Origin of the sequence: Enterobacter cloacae complex sp. 2024EL-00214 (assembly GCF_043945575.1) — a bacterium.
Classification (GTDB): domain Bacteria; phylum Pseudomonadota; class Gammaproteobacteria; order Enterobacterales; family Enterobacteriaceae; genus Enterobacter; species Enterobacter cloacae_P.
In genome coordinates, this window is record NZ_JBIMRC010000010.1 from 100428 (window position 1) to 120626 (window position 20199).

Below are 20199 nucleotides of genomic sequence, written 5' to 3' on the forward strand. Positions count from 1 at the left end.
CCTGCACTCAAAAACATAATTTTCACTATTTATAAAAATGAAATAAATGTTTTATTTATAGGGTCGTTAGTTCACAGCATTCACCAACACCGGGAGCCGTTATGTTTAACATTGCTTTACTGGGCGCTGGCCGAATTGGCCAGGTACATGCAGCTAACATCGCCAGCCACAACGCGACCACGCTCTGGTCCGTGGTCGACCCGAATCAGGAATTTGCCACTCGTCTCGCGACACACTATCAGGCGCGCCAACAGAGCCTGGATGAAGCGATGAACGACCCTAATGTTCATGCCGTGCTGATTGCCTCCGCCACGGATACCCACGCGGATCTGATTGAAATGGCTGCCCGTCATGGCAAAGCCATCTTCTGTGAAAAGCCCGTACACCTGGATCTTGCCCGCGTGCGCGACTGTCTGAAAGTGGTCAAAGAGTATGACGTACCGCTGTTCATCGGCTTTAACCGTCGTTTTGACCCGCAGTTTCGTCGTGTGAAAACCGACGTGCTGGCCGGGCGTATCGGTAAGCCGGAATCGCTGCTGATCATCTCGCGCGATCCGTCTCCTCCGCCTGCAGAATATGTGCGCGTTTCCGGCGGCATGTTCCGTGATATGACCATCCATGATTTTGATATGGCGCGCTTCATCATGGGTGAAGAGCCAGTGTCGGTGTTTGCCCAGGGCAGCAATCTGGTTGACCCGGCGATTGGTGAGGCGGGCGATATCGACACCGCGTTTATTGTCCTGAAATATGCCTCCGGCGCGATGGCAACCATTGTTAACAGCCGTCGCTCTGCCTACGGCTACGACCAGCGTCTTGAGCTGCACGGCTCTGAAGGGCTGCTGTGCGCGGGCAATATCCTTGAAAACCAGGTGCAGCATTACGGCAAACAGGGCTGCACCAGTGCGCTGCCGGAACACTTCTTCCTGCAACGCTACAAATCCGCCTATGCCGCGGAATGGGAACACTTCGTTGCGGTACTGCGCGGCGAAACGGTTCCTGATTGCAGCGGCGATGATGGTGAACGTGCGCTGTACCTTGCGGATAAAGCGCTGGAATCACTGCGTAGCCAGCGTGAGATCGTCCTCTAAACCACAACAACCCTACACAGAGAGACATAATAATGAAAAAACTGATCTTAGCCGCCCTCATCGCCATGACATCCGGGGCAGCAATGGCCGAAAGCGAGCAAATCGTATTCAGTACGCCAAACCTGGCTATGCCGTTTGAAGTCCACATGCAGCGCACGGCAGTGAAAGCGGCGAAAGAAATGGGGGTGAACCTGCAGGTGCTGGATGGTCAGGGAAGTTCGCCGAAGCAGGTGGCTGACCTGGAAAATGCCATCACCCGTGGGGCGCAGGGATTCATCGTCTCCCCGAATGACGTGAACGCCGTTTCCAGCGCGGTAGATGAAATTCAGGATGCGAAACTGCCTATCGTCACGCTCGACCGCTCCGTCGACAGCCAGAAGAAAGTGCCGCACTTTGGCGCTAACAACTATAAAGGGGGGCAGGCGATTGGCGACTTCGTCAAAACCAAATTCCCCAACGGGGCAGACATCATTCTGCTGACCGGTCAGCCAGGTTCCTCCTCTAACATCGAGCGCACCAAAGGCATTCGCGACAGCCTGAAAGCGGGGGGTGATAAGTACAAGATCGTCGCCGATCAGACCGGTAACTGGATGCGCTCTGAAGGCATGCGCATTGTGGAAAGCGTACTGCCGTCGCTGCCAAAACGCCCTCAGGTGATCCTCTCTGCGAACGACGATATGGCGCTGGGCGCGATTGAAGCCCTGCAAGGGCAGGGCGTGAAGCCGGGTGAAATTCTTGTCACCGGCTTTGATGCGGTGCCTGAAGCGCTGGCCCGCGTGCGCGACGGTTGGCTGGCGGTGACAGCCGATCAGCGTCCGGGTTTCGCGGTGCAAACGGCGATGAGCCAGCTGGTGGCGAACGTGCGTGAGAAGAAAGCGATCACCGGTGCTGACTACCCACCAACGCTTATCACCAAAGAGAACCTGCAGCAGGCTGAGCGTATCGGTGAGGCCGGTAACTAACATATTCGGAGCCGCCCCAGCGGCGGCTCCTTATGAGGAGGAGCAGACTGATGTCGCAACCCTTACTGAAAGTGACCGACCTGGCAAAAAGCTTTTCCGGCGTCTGGGCGCTGAGCAGCGCTCAGTTGACCGTCGGCAGCGGAGAAATTCACGCTCTGCTGGGTGAAAACGGAGCGGGAAAGTCCACGCTGTTGAAAGCACTTGCGGGCGCACAGCCGCAAACGCGCGGGGATATCTGGTTCAACGGCGAAACGCTGCCAGTGGATGATTCTCCGGTGGCGCGGCAGAACAAGGGCATTATCACTATCTATCAGGAATTTAACCTGCTGCCCAATATGACCGTCGCGGAAAATATGTTCCTGGGCCGCGAGCCGCGCAAGCGTAACCTGATTGTCGACGAGAAGGCGGTAAATCAGGAAGCGCAGGTCATTCTCGATTACCTGCAGCTGAACGTCGCGCCGACTACGCCTGTTGCTCGTCTGAGCGTGGCCCAGCAGCAGATGGTGGAAATCGCCCGGGCGCTGACGCTGAACGCCAGACTGATCATTATGGACGAGCCTTCCGCTGCCCTGAGTGACAGCGAGGTGGAGAGCCTGCACCGCGTGGTGCGGGAGCTTAAAAGCCGTGGCGTGAGCATTATTTATGTCACTCACCGTCTGCACGAAGTCTTTCAGCTTTGCGATCGGTTTACCGTTTTCCAGGATGGCCGCTTCACTGGCTCCGGGGCGGTCGCGGATACCACCGTAGAGCAGTTGATCCGCCTGATGGTGGGACGCGACGTGGCCTTTAACCGTCGCCCTTCCAGCGAAACGCATCATGAAGACAAACCCATTCGTCTGGCGGTGAAGGGGCTGAGCCGTGAAAAGCCGCCGCTGGATCCACATGGCATTGCGCTGCATGACATCAGCTTCCACGTTCATGCTGGCGAAGTGCTGGGGATTGCCGGGCTGGTGGGGGCCGGGCGAACCGAAGTGGCGCGCTGCCTGTTTGGTGCCGACGCCTTTACCTCCGGTGTGTTTGAACTGGACGGCGTACCGTATCAGCCGCGCGACCCGCTTTACGCACTGGATCAGGGCGTGGCGCTGGTGCCGGAAGATCGTAAAAAAGAGGGCGCGGTGCTGGGCCTGTCAATTCGCGACAACCTGTCACTCTCCTGCCTCTCTTCATTGCTGCACTGGCGCTGGTTCGTCAACACCCGCAAAGAGGACGACCTGATTGAGTCTTACCGTCAGGCGTTGCAAATCAAGATGGTCAACAGCGAGCAGGAGGTACGTAAGCTCTCCGGCGGGAATCAACAAAAAGTGATCCTCGCACGCTGCATGGCGCTGAACCCGCGCGTGTTGATCGTTGATGAGCCGACGCGAGGCATTGACGTTGGCACCAAATCGGAAGTGCATCAGGTGCTGTTTGATATGGCAAAAAAAGGCGTGGCGGTGATCGTGATCTCCTCCGATCTGCCTGAGGTGATGGCGGTTTCTGACCGGATCATCACCCTGAGTGAAGGCCGGGTTACCGGCGAGATCCACGGCGACGACGCCAGTGAAGAGCGGCTTATGACGATGATGGCCATCAACCACAACGCCCTGAACGCGGCATAACGGAGTTTCTCATGACGCAAATGATTTCTAAAACGCAGGTTCCGGTTAAACGCGCCGGGCGCATCGATCCCATCGCCTTTTTTGAGCGCTTCGGGGTGTTGATTTTCATGATCCTGCTGCTGATTTTCTTTCAGTTGCAGAACAGCAATTTTCTCTCTGAACGCAATATTTTCAATATCCTGACCGAAGTGTCTATCTACGGGATCATGGCCGTGGGGATGACCTTCGTCATTCTGACCGCCGGGATTGACCTGTCCGTGGGGTCCATTCTGGCGGTCTGCGCCATGACTGCCGCGTATGTGATTAAGGGTGACAACTTCACCACCGTCGATCCCAACGCCTGGGGCGGCATGAGCTGGCTGATTGGGCTGGGCATTTGTCTGGCAATGGGGACTGCCATTGGCTTCCTGCACGGTCTTGGCGTGACGCGCCTGCGTCTGCCGCCGTTTATCGTCACCCTCGGCGGGATGACCATCTGGCGTGGTCTGACGCTGGTGATTAACGACGGCGCACCGATTGCCGGTTTCGACCCGGGCTACCGCTGGTGGGGGCGTGGCGAGCTGCTCGGCATTTCGATTCCAATCTGGATCTTTGCTCTGGTCGCCATTGGCGGTTACCTGGCACTGCATAAAACCCGCTGGGGGCGCTTTGTGTACGCCATCGGTGGCAACCCGGAGGCGGCGCGCCTGGCCGGGGTCAACGTGAAGCGGGTGTTGGTGAGCGTCTACGTGCTGATTGGCTGTCTGGCGGGGCTGGCGGGCTTTATCCTCAGCGCGCGTCTGGGGAGTGCGGAAGCGGTGGCCGGGATCTCATTTGAGCTGCGCGTCATTGCCTCGGTGGTGATCGGCGGGACTTCGCTGATGGGCGGCTACGGACGTATCGGCGGCACCATCATCGGCTCGATCATTATGGGCATTCTGATTAACGGCCTGGTACTGATGAACGTCTCGGCCTACTACCAGCAAATTATTACCGGGTTAATTATCGTTCTGGCTGTGGCATTTGATACCTATGCCAAGAGCCGTCGCGGCGCATTGTGAGGGATAAATAATGAAAGAAGTACGCATTGGACTCATCGGTACCGGGTATATCGGCAAGGCACATGCCATTGCCTATGCCCAGGCACCGACGGTGTTTAACCTGCGCGGCAAACTGGTACGCGAAATGGTGGCGGAAGTGACCCCGGAACTGGCGGCCGAACGGGCGCAGGCGTTTGGCTTTAACCGCTCTACCGGTGACTGGCGCGCGCTGGTGGCGGATCCGGCCATCGACGTGGTGGACATTTGCTCGCCCAACCATCTGCATAAGGAGATGGCGCTGGAAGCGATTCGTCACGGCAAACACGTTTATTCGGAAAAGCCGCTGGCGCTGAATGCTCACGATGCGCGTGAAATGGTCGAGGCCGCCGAACGGGCAGGGGTGAAAACGCTGGTGGGTTTCAACTACATGAAAAACCCGACGGCACAGCTGGCGAAAGAGATTATTGCGCGCGGAGAAATTGGCGAGGTGATCCACTTCTACGGCACGCACAACGAAGACTACATGGCCGACCCGCTTTCCCCCATTCACTGGCACTGCTTTAAAGAGACGGCAGGGCTGGGGGCGCTGGGCGATCTGTCGGCGCATATTGTCAACATGGCGCACTATCTGGTCGGTGATATTGAGCAGGTCTGTGGTGACCTGAAGATTGTGGTGCCGGAGCGCCCGGCGAAGGTCGGTTCGGCGGAAATGATCGCGGTGGAAAACGAGGATCAGGCTCATGCGATGGTGCGTTTCGCGGGCGGGGCGCAGGGGGTCATTGAAACCTCCCGTGTCGCCTGTGGCCGCAAGATGGGGCTGTCGTATGTGATCACCGGTACCAAAGGAGCCATCAGTTTTACCCAGGAGCGGATGGCGGAACTGAAACTTTACCTGCATGACGATCCGGTCAACCGCCAGGGGTTCCGCACGCTGCTCGTTGGCCCGTCGCACCCGGACTATGGCGCATTTTGTATGGGGGCAGGGCATGGTATCGGTTTTAACGATCAGAAAACCGTGGAAGTGCGTGACCTGGTGGACGGCATTGCCACCGGTACGCCGATGTGGCCGGACTTCGAAGAGGGCTGGAAGGTGTCACGCGTACTTGACGCCATTGCACTCTCACACCAGCAAGGCCGCTGGCTGAACGTGAACGACATTGTCTGAAGAGGTATCAACGTGGAAAAGCAGTTTGATGTGATATGCATGGGCCGCGTGGCGGTTGACCTCTACAGCCAGCAGATTGGCGCGCGGCTGGAGGATGTGTCGAGCTTTGCGAAATATCTCGGCGGTTCGTCCGGCAACGTGGCGTACGGCACGGCGCGCCAGGGCTTACGCTCGTCGATGCTGGCGCGCGTCGGCGATGAACATATGGGGCGCTTCCTGCGCGAAGAGTTAAACCAGGTGGGCTGCGATACCAGCCATCTGATTACCGATAAAGAACGCCTGACGGCGCTGGTGCTACTCGGCATTAAAGACCGGGACACCTTTCCACTGATTTTTTACCGCGATAACTGCGCGGATATGGCGATTACCGCCAGCGATGTAGATGAACAGTACATCGCTTCCGCACGTTGTCTTGCCATCACCGGGACGCATCTTTCTCATCCGCAAACGCGCGAAGCGGTACTGACGGCGCTGAACTACGCCCGTCGGCACGGTTTGCGCACGGTACTGGATATCGACTATCGCCCGGTACTGTGGGGGCTGACCTCATTAGGTGACGGCGAAACGCGCTTTATTGCTGCCAATAAGGTGACCCGCGAGCTGCAGGAGGTGCTGCATCTGTTTGACGTGATTGTCGGCACCGAAGAGGAGTTCCATATCGCGGGCGGCAGCACCGATACGTTGCAGGCGCTGGCACAGGTTCGCGCGGTAAGTAAGGCTACGCTGGTCTGCAAACGCGGCGCGCTGGGTTGCTCGGTTTATACCGATGCCATTCCGCCACGTCTGGATGATGGCCTGACGGTGACCGGCGTGCGCGTTGAAGTGCTGAATGTGCTCGGCGCGGGCGATGCATTTATGTCTGGCCTGCTGCGTGGTTATCTTAACGATGAGGGCTGGGAGCAGGCGTGCCGCTATGCTAACGCCTGTGGGGCGCTGGTGGTGTCGCGCCACGGTTGTGCCCCCGCAATGCCGGGAAAAATTGAGCTGGATGATTACCTTTCCCGTGCAGCGCAGGTACCGCGTCCCGACCTCGACCCGCATCTCAACCATCTGCACCGCGTCACGACCCGTCGGCGTCAATGGCCGGAGCTGTGCGTCATGGCCTTCGATCACCGTAGCCAGCTTGAAGAAATGGCGATGCAGTGCGGTGCGTCTCTGAAGCGTATTCCGGCGCTGAAGCAGCTGATCCTGCAGGCCAGCCGCGAGGCGGCAAACTGCGCCGGGCTGGAAGGTAAAGCCGGGTTGTTGTGTGACGGTACCTTTGGTCAGGACGCGCTGAATTCGATTACCGGTGAAGGCTGGTGGATTGGCCGTCCGATTGAGCTGCCAGGTTCCCGTCCGCTGGAGATGGAGCACGGCAATATCGGTACCCAGCTCATCAGCTGGCCGCAGGAACATGTGGTGAAATGCCTGGTCTTTTTCCATCCGGAAGATGCGCATGGCCTGCGTCTGGAGCAGGAGCAGAAAATCGCCGAGGTGTACCACGCCTGCTGCCAGTCCGGGCATGAGCTGCTGCTGGAGGTGATCCTGCCTGCCAGCATGCCGCGCAGTGACGAGCTGTATCTGCGTGCCATTTCCCGCTTCTACAACCTGGGGATTTACCCCGACTGGTGGAAACTGCCGCCGCTCTCTTCCGCTGGCTGGACGGCGCTGGGCGAGATCATTGAACGCCGTGACCCGCACTGTCGTGGTGTGGTGATCCTCGGGCTTGATGCGCCGGCAGAGCAACTGCGTGCCGATTTCAAAGCCGCCGCCGGTCAGGCGCTGGTGAAAGGGTTTGCCGTGGGGCGCACGCTGTTTGGCGATGCCTCCCGCGCGTGGCTGAAACACGATATTGATGATGCGCAGCTGGTCGCACGCATCCGGGACAACTACCTGCAGCTTATCGCCTGGTGGCGTGAGCGCGGACAAGCATAATTCAGGAGACAAAGATGACTGTGCAATTAGGCATTAACCCGCTGACATGGACCAACGACGATTTGCCTTCTCTTGGCGCGGAGACGCCACTGGATACCTGTCTGAGCGAAGGAAAAGAGGCCGGGTTTGCCGGTTTCGAACTGGGCAACAAATTCCCGCGTGAAGCGCGACTGCTTGGCCCCATTCTGCAGCGTCATGATTTACAACTGGTCTCCGGCTGGTATTCCGGTCGTTTACTGGAGCGCAGCGTGGAGGAGGAGATTGCCGCCGTGCAATCGCACCTCACGTTACTGCGTGAGCTGGGCGCGAAGGTGCTGGTTTTCGCTGAAGTGAGCGGCTGCATTCATGGCGAGCAGCAGACCCCGGTTCACCTGCGTCCCCGCTTCCCGCAGGAACGCTGGAAAGAGTACGGAGAAAAGCTCACCGCGTTTGCCCGCTATACGCAACAGCAGGGCGTTCAGATTGCCTATCATCACCATATGGGGACGGTGATTGAGTCCGCTGAAGACGTGGATAACCTGATGATTCACACTGGTGAAGAGGTTGGGCTACTGCTGGATACCGGTCATCTGACCTTTGCCGGCGTCGATCCGCTGGTGGTCGCGCAGCGCTGGGCATCCCGCATTAATCATGTTCACTGCAAAGATGTCCGTGCCGACGTGCTGGCCGACGTCAAAAATCGCAAAACCAGCTTCCTGGATGCGGTGCTGAGCGGCGTTTTCACCGTGCCGGGCGACGGCAGCGTGAACTACCCGCCGATTATGGCATTGCTGAAAGCGAACCAGTATCAGGGCTGGCTGGTGGTGGAAGCTGAGCAGGATCCGGCTATCGCACACCCGCTCACGTATGCCCGTCTGGGATATAACAATCTGAGCCGCCTGGCGCGTGACGCCGGGCTTATCTGAGGAGGTGACATGTCACGTCTGTTATCACGCTGGCAGCAGCCCAACGCGGAAGGTTGTACGCAGTCAGTCACGCCGGAACGTGCAGGCTGGGGGCACGTCGGCTTTGACGTTTATGAGCTGGAGGAGGGGCAGGCGCTGACGCTGCCCGCCGTCGGTGAAGAGCGCTGTCTGGTGCTGGTGGCCGGACGCGCCGCCATCAGCACTCCCACGGCGCAGTTTAGCGATATCGGTGAGCGGATGAGCCCGTTCGAGCGGATCAAACCCTGGGCGGTTTACGTTACGCCGAACGAAGCGGTGCAGGTGAAGGCGTTGACAAAGCTGGAGCTGGCGGTCTGTTCTGCACCGGGTAAAGGGACGTACCCGACGCGACTGATCGCGCCACAGGATATTGGCGGTGAAGCGCGCGGAAAAGGCCATAACCAGCGCTATGTGCATAATATTCTGCCGGAAGATAAGCCTGCCGACAGTTTGCTGGTGGTGGAGGTCTGGACCAACGAAGGCTGTACCAGTTCGTATCCGAGCCATAAGCACGACACGGATAATCCGCCAAACGAAACTTATCTGGAGGAGACGTACTATCATCGTCTCAACCCGGAGCAGGGTTTCTGCATGCAGCGCGTCTACACCGACGACAGAACGCTGGATGAGTGCATGGCGGTCTATAACCGTGACGTGGTCATGGTGCCGAAGGGCTATCACCCGGTGGCGACGATGGCCGGGTATGACAGCTACTATCTGAACGTGATGGCAGGCCCGGTGCGCAAATGGATGTTCACGTGGGAGGATGACCACGCGTGGATTAACAAGGATTATCCCGCGCACAACCGGTCCTGATACGTGTTAAACCCGCAAGATGGAGTGACCTGCTGTATGGGGTCTTTTCATCAATGCGGGTTTTTTTATGCCTGATCTACGGATTTTTGCGTTATCCACCAGAACAGTAGCGCGAGCAGGCTGACCGTTCCGCCGAGCAGGCACACACCCTGCCAGCCAACGGCGGCATAGGTTATTGTCGTGCCTATCGCCCCAAACCCGCTGCCGGTGGCATAGAAAAGCATATAAAGGCCAACCAGCCGGCTATGTGCCTCGGGGCGGGTGCGGAAGATCAGGCTTTGGTTGGTTACATGCAGCGCTTGTCCTCCCAAATCGAGCAACACGATGCCGATGAGCAGGATGCCGAGCGAGCGGTCCATCAGCGACAATGGCCACCATGCTAACAGTAAGATGACCAGCGCTGCCGCGCTGGTGTTCCGGGCATACCCCCGATCGGCCCATTGCCCTGCACGGGTAGCGGCAAGCGCTCCCACCACGCCAGCCAGACCAAACGCCCCAATCGCGGTATGTGAGAAGTTATAGGGTGGCGAACTCAGTGGAAGCACCAGTGCGCTCCAGAAAATATTGAACGCAGCAAACATCAGCAAGGCCAGTATGCCGCGTACTTGCAGCACTTTTTCTTTCCGTAGCAGGGTCAGCATTGAGCCAATAAGTTGCGGATAGCTCATTACAGTGGGAACGGCTGGCAGACGGGGGAGTTTCCACCACAGTGGAAATGCGATGATGACCATAAGCACGGCGGCACAGAGATATACTCCGCGCCAGCCTGCTATGTCACTTATGCCGCCGGAGAACACTCTGGCGAGTAACAGGCCAATAAACACGCCACCTTGTGCCGCACCAATGACGCGCCCTTGTTCATGGGGCGACGCGGCGCTGGCGGCATAAGCAATTAACCCCTGCGTCATTGCGGTACCCAACATGCCGGTGGCGAGCATGCCTGCCAAAAGGGTTGAGGAAGTCTGCGCTATGCCGACGGATATCAGCGCGGCCACAAGAGCCAACAGTTGTATTGCCATCAGGCGTTTGCGATCCACGTTGTCCCCCAATGGAACAACGAACAGCAAAGCCAGCGCGCAGCCGAGTTGCGTGGCGGTAACAACGCCGCCAACAGCCGCGTGACTGATACCGAAGTCCCCGGCCAGCGCATCAAGCAAAGGCTGTGCGTAATAGACGTTAGCGACGCTTAATCCGCTGGCGATGGAAAACAGCCATATCAGGCTGCGGGGCATGTCAGTGGTGTTCTGTCTGTCTGACGGTAGTGGCGATGTTAGCGATGTTTTCACGATCCCGGCTTCATGCAACCTGGTTTCAAAATGAAACTGGTTGAATGCTAGGGTATGTGGTTTTAAAATGCAACTGGTTATCGCAATCTGACGCTAGCGAGGAAATCTATGTCGACCCGTAAACCGACAACAAATGAATTTTGTCCCGTGCTTCGCTGTGTCGATCTTATCGGAGATCGCTGGTCGCTGCTTATCGTGCGTGATGCCTTTGATGGAATGCGTCGGTTCGGCGATTTTCAGCGCAGCCTGGGCGTCGCGCGAAACATTCTGTCCGATCGACTGAAAAAGCTGGTTGATGCGGACATTCTGGCCATGCAGGGCGCTTCAGATGGTACGGCGTATCAGGAGTATGTCCTGACGACGAAGGGGGAAAGCCTGTTCCCCATCGTCGTGGCGCTGCGGCAATGGGGGGAACAACATTTGTTCGAACCAGGAGAACGCCATTCATTGTTGGTTGATAACCGTACCGGAAAGCCGGTTCCATTTATGGCCCTGACAGCGCAGGACGGCACGGTACTGACAGCGGTCGGTACCCGGGTGAAAAAGGTAGAGTGAAGCCCGGTTTCTCCTTTGTCATTCAGGCCCGCTGAATGCGGGCGTATGTTATCGTCTTTATGTTTGCTCCTGATGGTTTTTTGTATCGGGTTATCCGCGAGGTTGCCGGGATACGGTGGGATACATTTTGCTGACAGATTCTGGGCGGATGTGCCTGTTACGACGCACAATAACGACCGCCAGCGCAGCGATGACCAGCGTCAGGCTCAGGGAAAACCATTGTGCTCCGGCAATCCCGAGCATGTTATTCAGCCACGCATAGGCAAACGGAGATGCCGCCGCCATCAGCTGTCCCGGGATAAGCAATACCCCGGTGCGTCTGGCATAGCTTTCAGCGTTGAACAACTCCAGCGGCAGCGTGGCTTTGACTATTGTCACCAACCCGTTTATCGCACCATACCCCAGCACAAATCCGGCGGCGAGCCACACAAATTTCGACCCGCCCAGCCCGACCAGAAAACAGAGCGGCATGGCAAGCGAGGTCAGTAGCGTCAGCCTGAGCGGTGTCAGGCGCGTACCTGCCATCACTTCCATCAGCCTTGCGCCAGTTTGACCAAATCCCCATAGTATCCCGATGCCAACCGGAAGGCCAAAGCTGGCGATAAATTCCGGCAGATGTGTAGACGTACCGTTAGAGACAAAGGTGATGAGAGCGATAAATGCCGCATAGAGCCATCCGTTATGCGGGTCATCTTTCGATACAGACGCTTCTGTTTTTACAATGACGGGAGGCTTGTGGTGAGGCAGTTGGCAGATAAGCACAGCACTCAGCAGGCCAAAAAGGGCGTAAATCAGAAGCGCATCCTGCCAGTGCATCACCTTGAGTAACGCATCGCCCAATGGCCAAAATACGGCAGATGCCAGGCCACCTGCCAGCGTTACACGGGAAATCGTACGTCGGGCCTGTTGGCCGTAGAGATTTACCAGAGAGGCGAAAAGCGCGTCATACAGCGAAAGACGCATGCCAATGCCGGTGATGAGCCAGATGCCGTACCAGCCCGTTAACGTAGAGGTATACGTCATTACTACACAGCTTGCGGCAATCAGTAAGGTTCCGCCCATCACGACACGTTGCCCGCCAAAGCGAGCCAGCAAGCGGGCGACAAAAGGGGAGACGGCGGCCATCATCAGCATGGCGAGAGTCAGGCCGAGATAGATGTCGGGTGATGACCATCCCCGGTCGTGGGCAATTGCCTGTGCAAAGGTACCCGGCATGTAAAAAGAGATACCCCAGTTGATGAGCTGATTGCAACCGGCAGTCAGAGAGAGGCACCGGGGAAGTGCAGGTGTTTCCATTATTTTTCATTCCGTTAATGCAGTTGTCCTCAGCATAACGGGCGCGGTATTGTGCTGGCAGGCTCGTGACCTTATGACCTGTATAAGAGAAACTTTGAATGACGACGCTAAATCTGGGCAATCTGGCGACTTTTCGCCTGGTGGTACAGCGGGGCAGCTTTTCAGCCGCAGCGGATGTGCTTGGCCTTTCTCAGCCTGCGGTTAGCCTGCAAATCCGCCAGCTTGAGCAATTTCTTCAGACGCGATTGATTGAACGTACAGGGCGCGGCATTAAAGCCACCGCTGCCGGGCTGGCACTGTTAAGCCACGGGGAGCGTATTGAACAGGTAGTGGATGAGGCTATTCGTTCCGTCAGCGAGTTTAACCGCGAGGTCAGCGGCACAATCACGCTCGGGACGGGGGCAACAGCCTGTATCCATCTTTTGCCCCCGCTGTTGCAACAGCTACGAAACGATTACCCGTTATTAAAGGTGGGCGTCACGACCGGGAACACGCTCGATATTGTTCGGGCGATTGAAGAGAATCGTCTGGACATGGGGCTGGTCACGCTGCCTGTCAGCGGGCGCACGCTGGATGTCATGCCGGTGATGAATGAAGAGTTCGTCTTTATTGTTTCGCAGGAGCAGCCCGGCCCGTGGGATCTGCTGACGCCAGAGGTCTTGCACGCTCAGCCCTTGATTGCGTTCGAATCGGGAAGTGGCACGCGTGCGCTAATTGACGGCTGGTTTGAGGCCTGCGGGATCGCGATAGCGCCCGTGATGCAGCTTGGAAGCATTGAGGCTATCAAACGTATGGTGCGTGCAGGGCTTGGCTACAGCATCGTGCCGCGAATGGCGGTGGAAAACCTGGCCGATTGTGAAGGGTTGAGTGTGCATTCACTGACACCGGTTTTGCAGCGCCAACTGGCTGTTGTAATGCGTCAGGACAAAATCCTGAGTAAAGGGATCTCTGCCATTATACGGATGCTGCAAAATACGCCGCTGGCTTAGCGATCGGCAGTGTCGACGGACAGACTGGTTTGCTGAGATTGCATTTTATCCTGGTGGTGATACCAGGCACCAATGGAGGAGTAAACAAAGCGGCCAAAGAAAAACAGGAAGCTGATGAGCAGTATGATGCGGGTCATCCGAGTGTTAAACCGATGTCGTTTGTGCATACGCGTGGCCTGACTCACTGTGTTTTCCTGGGCATACCCTTTTGGGCGATACGGTTATTAAGGCACAGTGGGAAGACGGGGTCAATTCTGTGATGTGTAAAAAACCGTCAACATTTACATTTGTTAATGTTATTGAACGTAACTTATGCATTTATTACGTTGATAACAACAAAGAAAGTAACCAAAAAAATCGTAAATAAGGGGCGTTCAGATTAAATAGTTTGATTTAAGTCAACGGGTTCCCGGCCCCGATAACTAAAATCCATCCTCCACGATATTCGCTCTGTACTCTTTCGGGCGGCATGTATGTCAGGTCGGATGCCTGTCTTCATTTTCCCTCTGGAGCGAAAGGGGTTTAACCGGGCATCTATGAAAATTATCCCCTTCCTGAGTCACAATAAAGATCGCTGGTGGGCGCTCCCTCTTATTTTACCTGTCGTTCTGTTGCCTGCGATTAGCGTGGCGAATACCTTTACGCAAATGGGCGACGGTATTGTGGCACTGTATTATTTGCCGCTCTCGTTCCTGCTTTCACTGATGATGTTCTTTGGTCTGGAAGCGCTCCCCGGGATCGTGTTGTCGCTGTTGTTCCGCTACTACACGTCGGTTGGGCTGTTTGAAACCGTCGCCAGCATATTTCATTTTATTGTCCCCTTAGTGCTCTGCTGGGGCGGCTACCGCGTGTTTGCTCCCGGACGCAATATGACCGCTTATGGCGATGTGCGCCTGATGGCTCAGCGTCTCTTCTGGCAGGTCTTTTGCCCGGCGACGCTGTTCCTGCTGTTGTTTCAGTTTGCGGCCTATCTTGGTATCTATGAGAGCCGTCAGAGCCTGGCGGGGCTGAACCCTCTCAATATTTGTACGCTCATTAACTATCAGGCGCTGTTAGTCAGTGGGCTTACCGGTGTGCCGCTGAGCTACTTGCTTATCCGGCTGATCCGTCATCCACGGTATATCAGGGGATTTATTTCCCAGATCCGTTTGCAGATAGACAAAAAAGTCACGGTTATCGAATCTCTGCTTTGGGTTACGGTGATGGGCGGGCTGCTTTCGCTGCTCCTGATCCCGATGAATGAAAACAGCTCTATTTTCAGTACCAACTACACCCTGTCGTTGCTGATGCCAGTGATGCTCTGGGGCGCGATGCGCTGTGGTTATAAGCTGATGTCAATAATCTGGACGCCGGTTCTGCTGGTGTCGATTCACTATTTCTACCGTTACATTCCGCTGCAGCAGGGGTATGACATTCAGCTGGCGATCACCTCATCCAGCTATCTGGTGTTTTCGTTTGTGGTGATTTACATGTCGATGCTGGCAACACGGCAGCGCGCCATTAATATGCGTTCCCGCAGGCTGGCGCTTCTCGACCCGGTGGTACACATGCCGAACCTGCGGGCGCTTTCGCGCGATCTGGCTAAATCACCGTGGTCAGCGCTCTGCTTATTACGTATTCCTGAGCTGGAAGTTCTGGGGCGGAACTACGGCGTGATGTTGCGTATTCAGTATAAACAGCAGCTGGCGCAATGGATTAACGGTACGCTCCAGCCCAATGAACGGGTTTATCACCTGACCGGTTATGATCTTGCTGTGCGGCTCAATGTGGAATCGCACCAGCAGCGCATTGATGCCCTGGATGCGCATATCAAGGAATTCCGCTTTATCTGGGATGGGATACCACTGCAGCCTCAGGTGGGGGTGAGCTATTGCTATGTACGCTCGCCGGTAAACCATCTCCACCTGATGCTGGGTGAGCTGAGCGTGATTGCCGATCTGTCGCTCTCGACCAACCACCCGGAGAACCTGCAGCAGCGTGGTGTCACCCATTTACAGCGCACCCTGAAGGATAAAGTGGCGATGATGGGGCGTCTGCAAAGCGCGCTCGACCGAAATGCCTTTACCCTGATGGTTCAGCCTGTCCGGGGGCTGCGTGGCGATTGTTATCACGAAGTATTGCTGCGGATGCCGGATACGGACGGCACTTTGCTCTCTCCCGATCGGTTCCTGCCCGTAGCCCAGGAGTTTGGTTTGTCGTCGCGCGTTGACCTGTGGGTACTGGATCGCACCTTACGCTTCCTGGCTGAACACCGTGACAGGCTGCCTGGTCAGCGTTTTGCCATTAATCTGGCACCACCAACCGTGTGTCGGGCGCAGTTCCCGCTTGAGGTGAGCCGTCTGTTGGCAAAATATGGCGTGGAGGCCTGGCAACTGATATTCGAAGTGACCGAGTGCAGCTCGTTCGGGAGTGCGGAGCAGGCAATACAGACACTCAGGCAACTGCAAAAAATGGGCGTACGCATTGCGATCGATGATTTTGGTACCGGCTATGCGAGCTATGCCCGGCTGAAAAGCGTGGATGCCGATATTCTCAAGATAGACGGCAGCTTTATTCGCAATATCGTCAGTAACAGCCTGGATTATCAGATAGTCGCGTCCATTTGCCATCTGGCGCGAATGAAGAAAATGCTGGTGGTGGCAGAGTATGTGGAAACTGAAGAGATACATAGCGCGGTTCACGCGCTAGGTATCGATTATGTACAAGGATATTTGATAGGCAAACCGGTTGCCCTTGAGTCGCTGTCGCAAGCCGGGGCGTCGCAGGTGGACGCCTGAGCCATTACGCTGCGACGTCGGCGCTTTCTTCTTCGATTTTAAGCAGCCAGCCGGTGACCGCTTCCCAGTACTGTTGCTCTTTTTCCAGATCCAGCAATACCAGCGCATTCTGACTAAACCAGTCGTGCGGGAAGCTCAGCGTCCAGTGGTGATCATCCGTTTTGAGTTTCAGCGTCGGCGGCGTGGTGGTGGCCTGGCGCTGGTTATTGAGCAACACCCCCAGACGCAGCAGTTGAATCAGCGGCAGGAACTGCTTTTTCTTAAACAGCGTGAAGCGCGGCAAATCATCGAGCTTGATGACTTTACGATGGTAACGAACCAGCGTGGCCATCATGGTTTGCTGCTCCTGGTTGAAGCCAGGCAGGTCGCTGTTTTGCAGAATATAGGCCGAATGGCGATGCATTCCGCTGTGGTTAATATTCAGCCCCACTTCGTGTAGCATCGCCGCCCATTTCAGCAGGGCAGCAAGCTGCGGGTGCGCCAGCTTAGGATTCTGTTCCTGCCATTGATCGTATATCTGAATGGTCGTTTCCAGGACGCGCTTCGCCTGCTCGCGGTCGATGTTGTACTGATTTGCCAGACTTTGCGCGGTGCGGCTGCGAATATCCTGGTGGCGGAAGCGGCCTTCCATTTCATACAGCACGCCTTCACGCAGCGCACCGTCGGAGAGACGCAGTTCCTTAATGGCCAGCGAATCAAACACACCGCACAGGATCGCAAGACCCGGTACAAATACCGCTTTACGTTCTTCGGACAGACCCGGCAGGCTTAAGGCGTCAAAACTTTTATGCTTAATCACCTCGTCGGCCAGCAGCGTCAGGCGTTCAGGAGTGATAAAACCGTCTTTTTCACCCATTGCCAGCAGCACTTCATGCGCCGCCTTGATGGTACCCGATGCGCCCAGCGCCACGTTCCAGCCCTGAATGCGGTACTGCCAGGCCAGGTTTTCCAGTTTCTGGATCGCCGCCATGCGCGCCCGCTGGAAATTCTCGCGAGTGATGGTTCCACCCGGGAAATACATCTGCGCGAAGCTGACGCAGCCCATACGGCGGCTCTCCACCAGACGAGGCTCAAAGTCTTCGCCAATCACCAATTCCGTTGAGCCACCGCCGATATCAATGACCAGCTTGCGGCCTTTTTCTGGCTGCGTATGCTCCACGCCCATGAAAATCAGACGCGCTTCTTCATTGCCGGAGATTATCTCAATCGGGTAGGGGATGACTTTTTCCGCACGCTTGAGAAATTCAGGTGCGTTCAGCGCCTGGCGTAACGTATGCGTACCTACGATACAAACGCTGGACGGTGAGAATCCCTGCAGGCGTTCAGCAAACAGCGACAGGCAGTTCAGGCCGCGCTCCATTGCCTCTTCGCTGAGCATGCTGCGCTCGTCAAGACCATCCGCCAGGTGTACCCTCTGCTTCAGACGGCCGATGATCTGCATCGCGCCATCCACCTCACGGGCGATGACCATGTGGAAACTGTTAGAACCAAGATCGACTGCGGCGAATTCCTGCGGTCGTGGGGTCTTATCATTTATCGGCATAGGTTAATCGGGTTGCTCGAGTGATTTGATATAGTCGTAAATCGCCAGTTGCGACCGCACTTTGCGGCGGTTGCCGCGCGGTACATAGCGGTTACTGAGTTCTTTGTCGATATGGCGTGCTTTCACCGTATCGCTAAACAAAATCTCGATAATGTCGAGGATCTGCTGCTTCAGACGTGGATCAAGCAGCGGAGCCGCAACTTCAATGCGGTAATCAATATTGCGCGTCATCCAGTCCGCAGAGGAAAGATAAACCTGTTTATCACCCGCATTATCGAAAATATAGATCCTGTCGTGTTCCAGATAGCGGTCAACGATGCTAATAACGCGAATATTTTCGCTGATACCTTCCAGCTCCGGGATCAACGAACACATACCACGGATCAACAAATTGACCGGTACACCTGAACTGGATGCCGCATACAGCCTGTCTACCAGCCCTTTATCCACCAGGTTATTGAGCTTCAGCGTGATGCCGGACGACAATCCTTTCTGCGCGTTGGCGATCTCTTTGTCGATCATCTCGTACAGCAGGCGGCGCGAGTTCTGCGGTGACACCAGCAGATAGTCGAAGCTCACCGGACGGTACGGGTTCTCGATGAAGTTAAACACCCGACGCACTTCGTTGGTGATGCGCGCATCGGCGGTCAGCAGCGAGTAGTCAGTATAAATACGCGCGGTTTTCTCGTTAAAGTTACCGGTACCGATATGGGCATAACGCACCACGTCGTCTCCCTCTTTACGGGATACGAGGAACAGCTTGGCGTGAATTTTCAGCCCCGGTGCGGAGAAGATAACGTGTACGCCCGCTTCCGTCAGACGGCGCGCCCAGTGAATGTTTGCCTCTTCGTCGAAACGCGCCTGTAGCTCAACCACCACGGTGACTTTCTTACCGTTGTGCGCCGCGTGGATCATCGCGTCGATGATGCGCGAATCTTTTGCCACACGGTAGATGTTGATTTTAATCGCCAGCACGCTGGGGTCGAAGGAGGCCTGACGCAGCAGTTCCAGCACGTGCTCAAAGGTGTGATACGGATAGTAAAGCAGGACATCGCGTTCGCGAATGGCGTCGAATCCGTTGCGGAATTTATCAAACCAGAGATGACGCAGGCGCGGCAGCGGTTTGTTCACCAGATTGGTTTTGCCGACGTTCGGGAAGCCAATAAAGTCTTTAAAGTTGTGGTAACGGCCACCCGGCACAATGGAGTCATAGCGCGAAATGGTCAACTTCTCGCGCAGCATTTCCACCATCGCGTCTGGCATATCGCGCTGATAGACAAAACGCACTGGCTCTGCCGTCAGGCGTTGCTTGAGGCTGGAGGACATCAGCTCCATCAGACTGGCTTCCATCTCGTGTACCAGGTCATATTCGGCGTCACGGGTCATCTTCATTGAGTAGGCGTTTAACGCGTCGTAATCGAAGAAACCTTTGAAGATGTCGTCCAGACAGTAGCGCAGAATGTTGTCCAGCAGGATCATTGGCTTACGTCTGCGTGGGGTTTCCGGCGGCAGGTTCACAAAGCGTGGAACCTTATCGGACGGGATCTCCAGCAGTGCGTAGCGGATGGTGTCGCCGCGAATGATTTCCACCGCCAGATAGGTGTAATCATCTTTCAGGAACTGCACCAGGTCGGTTTCGCGGTTAATCAGAATCGGGGTAATGTGCTGGCGCAGATACTGTTTGAAGTAATGTCGCAGCCAGTTTTGTTGGTTAACAGAGAGCTGGCGTTCGTTAATCAGGAAGATTTGGTTGCGTGCCATTTCCAGCAGCAGTTCGTTATACAGGCCGTCAAATTCCTGATCGGCTTTCAACACGCGGGCCTGGATTTTTCCCAGCAGATGGCGCGAGTGAGAGTTTAAGCCCTGCTCTTCGCTGATGATGATTCGCCGTTTCAGCTCGGCAAAGCGAACCTTGTAGAACTCATCCAGGTTATTGGAATAAATGCCCAAAAAACGCATACGCTCAATCAGCGGGTTACTTTTGTCTGCCGCTTCCTGGAGTACACGCTCGTTGAATGCTAACCAGCTTAGCTCTTTCTCGATATATAACTTTTCCTGACCCATTACAGCTCACACTCCAGTTCAATCACAGGACGTGGTAAATCCGTCTCGTCCTTATTATGGCGAGCATTTCCACGATATGTCCAACAGTGCCAGAAAAGTATGACAGTTATTTTTTTTCTGGGGGATTTTAGAGGGTTGGGGGAAGGGCGTGTCGGGGGGGCGATGTGTTGGTCGGGTAAGCGCATCGCTACCCGACATAAC

16 protein-coding genes are annotated in these 20199 nt (G+C 56.0%); 11 read left to right on the top strand and 5 right to left on the bottom strand.

Features of this window, described 5'->3' with window-relative positions; translation table 11 throughout:
- Nucleotides 1-101 precede the first annotated feature (101 nt).
- From iolG to iolB, 8 genes are read left to right on the top strand one after another with little or no spacing between them, the layout of a single operon-like run.
- Nucleotides 102-1088 (top strand): inositol 2-dehydrogenase, encoded by a 987-nt coding sequence (iolG, locus tag ACHHZ6_RS13105; protein ID WP_182272266.1) that lies wholly within the window; start codon nucleotides 102-104, stop codon nucleotides 1086-1088.
- A 32-nt stretch (nucleotides 1089-1120) separates the two neighbouring features.
- Nucleotides 1121-2050, top strand: coding sequence for a substrate-binding domain-containing protein (locus ACHHZ6_RS13110; RefSeq protein ID WP_182918771.1), 930 nt, complete (start codon nucleotides 1121-1123; stop codon nucleotides 2048-2050).
- Between the two features lie 50 nt (nucleotides 2051-2100).
- Nucleotides 2101-3648, top strand: a complete 1548-nt coding sequence (locus ACHHZ6_RS13115) for a sugar ABC transporter ATP-binding protein (protein WP_182272265.1) — start codon at nucleotides 2101-2103, stop codon at nucleotides 3646-3648.
- An 11-nt stretch (nucleotides 3649-3659) separates the two neighbouring features.
- The gene (locus ACHHZ6_RS13120; protein ID WP_182272264.1) at nucleotides 3660-4688 is read left to right on the top strand and encodes an ABC transporter permease; all 1029 of its coding nucleotides are present in this window, start codon (nucleotides 3660-3662) and stop codon (nucleotides 4686-4688) included.
- 10 nt (nucleotides 4689-4698) lie between these two features.
- A complete protein-coding gene (locus tag ACHHZ6_RS13125) occupies nucleotides 4699-5832 on the top strand; it encodes a Gfo/Idh/MocA family protein (RefSeq protein WP_395122332.1) in 1134 nt (377 codons plus the stop codon).
- Between the two features lie 12 nt (nucleotides 5833-5844).
- The gene (iolC, locus tag ACHHZ6_RS13130; protein ID WP_395122333.1) at nucleotides 5845-7749 is read left to right on the top strand and encodes a 5-dehydro-2-deoxygluconokinase; all 1905 of its coding nucleotides are present in this window, start codon (nucleotides 5845-5847) and stop codon (nucleotides 7747-7749) included.
- 14 nt (nucleotides 7750-7763) lie between these two features.
- On the top strand, nucleotides 7764-8654 hold the full coding sequence (gene iolE / locus ACHHZ6_RS13135; RefSeq protein ID WP_182272261.1) for a myo-inosose-2 dehydratase: 891 nt from the start codon (nucleotides 7764-7766) through the stop codon (nucleotides 8652-8654).
- 9 nt (nucleotides 8655-8663) lie between these two features.
- Entirely contained in the window at nucleotides 8664-9488 is an 825-nt protein-coding gene (gene iolB / locus ACHHZ6_RS13140) for a 5-deoxy-glucuronate isomerase (RefSeq protein WP_182272260.1), read from the top strand.
- A gap of 65 nt (nucleotides 9489-9553) precedes the next feature.
- Here iolB and ACHHZ6_RS13145 read toward each other — a convergent pair whose 3' ends face one another.
- Nucleotides 9554-10774, bottom strand: coding sequence for an MFS transporter (locus ACHHZ6_RS13145; protein WP_395122335.1), 1221 nt, complete (start codon nucleotides 10772-10774; stop codon nucleotides 9554-9556).
- Between the two features lie 108 nt (nucleotides 10775-10882).
- Between ACHHZ6_RS13145 and ACHHZ6_RS13150 the strand changes: the two genes are divergently transcribed.
- Entirely contained in the window at nucleotides 10883-11329 is a 447-nt protein-coding gene (locus ACHHZ6_RS13150; RefSeq protein WP_182272259.1) for a helix-turn-helix domain-containing protein, read from the top strand.
- Nucleotides 11330-11419: 90 nt separating this feature from the next.
- On the opposite strand, the gene ACHHZ6_RS13155 is transcribed toward ACHHZ6_RS13150, so the two are convergent.
- Complete coding sequence (locus ACHHZ6_RS13155; RefSeq protein WP_395122336.1) at nucleotides 11420-12625, bottom strand: MFS transporter; 1206 nt, start codon at nucleotides 12623-12625, stop codon at nucleotides 11420-11422.
- A gap of 98 nt (nucleotides 12626-12723) precedes the next feature.
- Between ACHHZ6_RS13155 and ACHHZ6_RS13160 the strand changes: the two genes are divergently transcribed.
- On the top strand, nucleotides 12724-13614 hold the full coding sequence (locus ACHHZ6_RS13160; protein ID WP_395122338.1) for a LysR family transcriptional regulator: 891 nt from the start codon (nucleotides 12724-12726) through the stop codon (nucleotides 13612-13614).
- On the opposite strand, the gene ACHHZ6_RS13165 is transcribed toward ACHHZ6_RS13160, so the two are convergent.
- Nucleotides 13611-13799 carry a YfgG family protein gene (locus ACHHZ6_RS13165; protein WP_182272256.1) on the bottom strand — a complete coding sequence of 63 codons (189 nt, stop codon included), beginning with the start codon at nucleotides 13797-13799 and terminating at the stop codon, nucleotides 13611-13613. The two genes, ACHHZ6_RS13160 and ACHHZ6_RS13165, sit on opposite strands and share 4 nt — an antisense overlap.
- Nucleotides 13800-14150: 351 nt before the next feature.
- Between ACHHZ6_RS13165 and ACHHZ6_RS13170 the strand changes: the two genes are divergently transcribed.
- Nucleotides 14151-16391: an EAL domain-containing protein gene (locus ACHHZ6_RS13170; RefSeq protein WP_395122340.1), complete on the top strand. Its 2241-nt coding sequence runs from the start codon at nucleotides 14151-14153 to the stop codon at nucleotides 16389-16391.
- A gap of 4 nt (nucleotides 16392-16395) precedes the next feature.
- Here the strand turns inward: ACHHZ6_RS13170 and ppx are convergent, their stop codons facing one another.
- Together ppx and ppk1 are read right to left on the bottom strand one after the other, a co-directional pair.
- Nucleotides 16396-17934 (bottom strand): exopolyphosphatase, encoded by a 1539-nt coding sequence (ppx, locus tag ACHHZ6_RS13175; RefSeq protein ID WP_182272254.1) that lies wholly within the window; start codon nucleotides 17932-17934, stop codon nucleotides 16396-16398.
- A 3-nt stretch (nucleotides 17935-17937) separates the two neighbouring features.
- Nucleotides 17938-19998: a polyphosphate kinase 1 gene (ppk1, locus tag ACHHZ6_RS13180; RefSeq protein ID WP_182272253.1), complete on the bottom strand. Its 2061-nt coding sequence runs from the start codon at nucleotides 19996-19998 to the stop codon at nucleotides 17938-17940.
- Nucleotides 19999-20199: the final 201 nt, after the last annotated feature.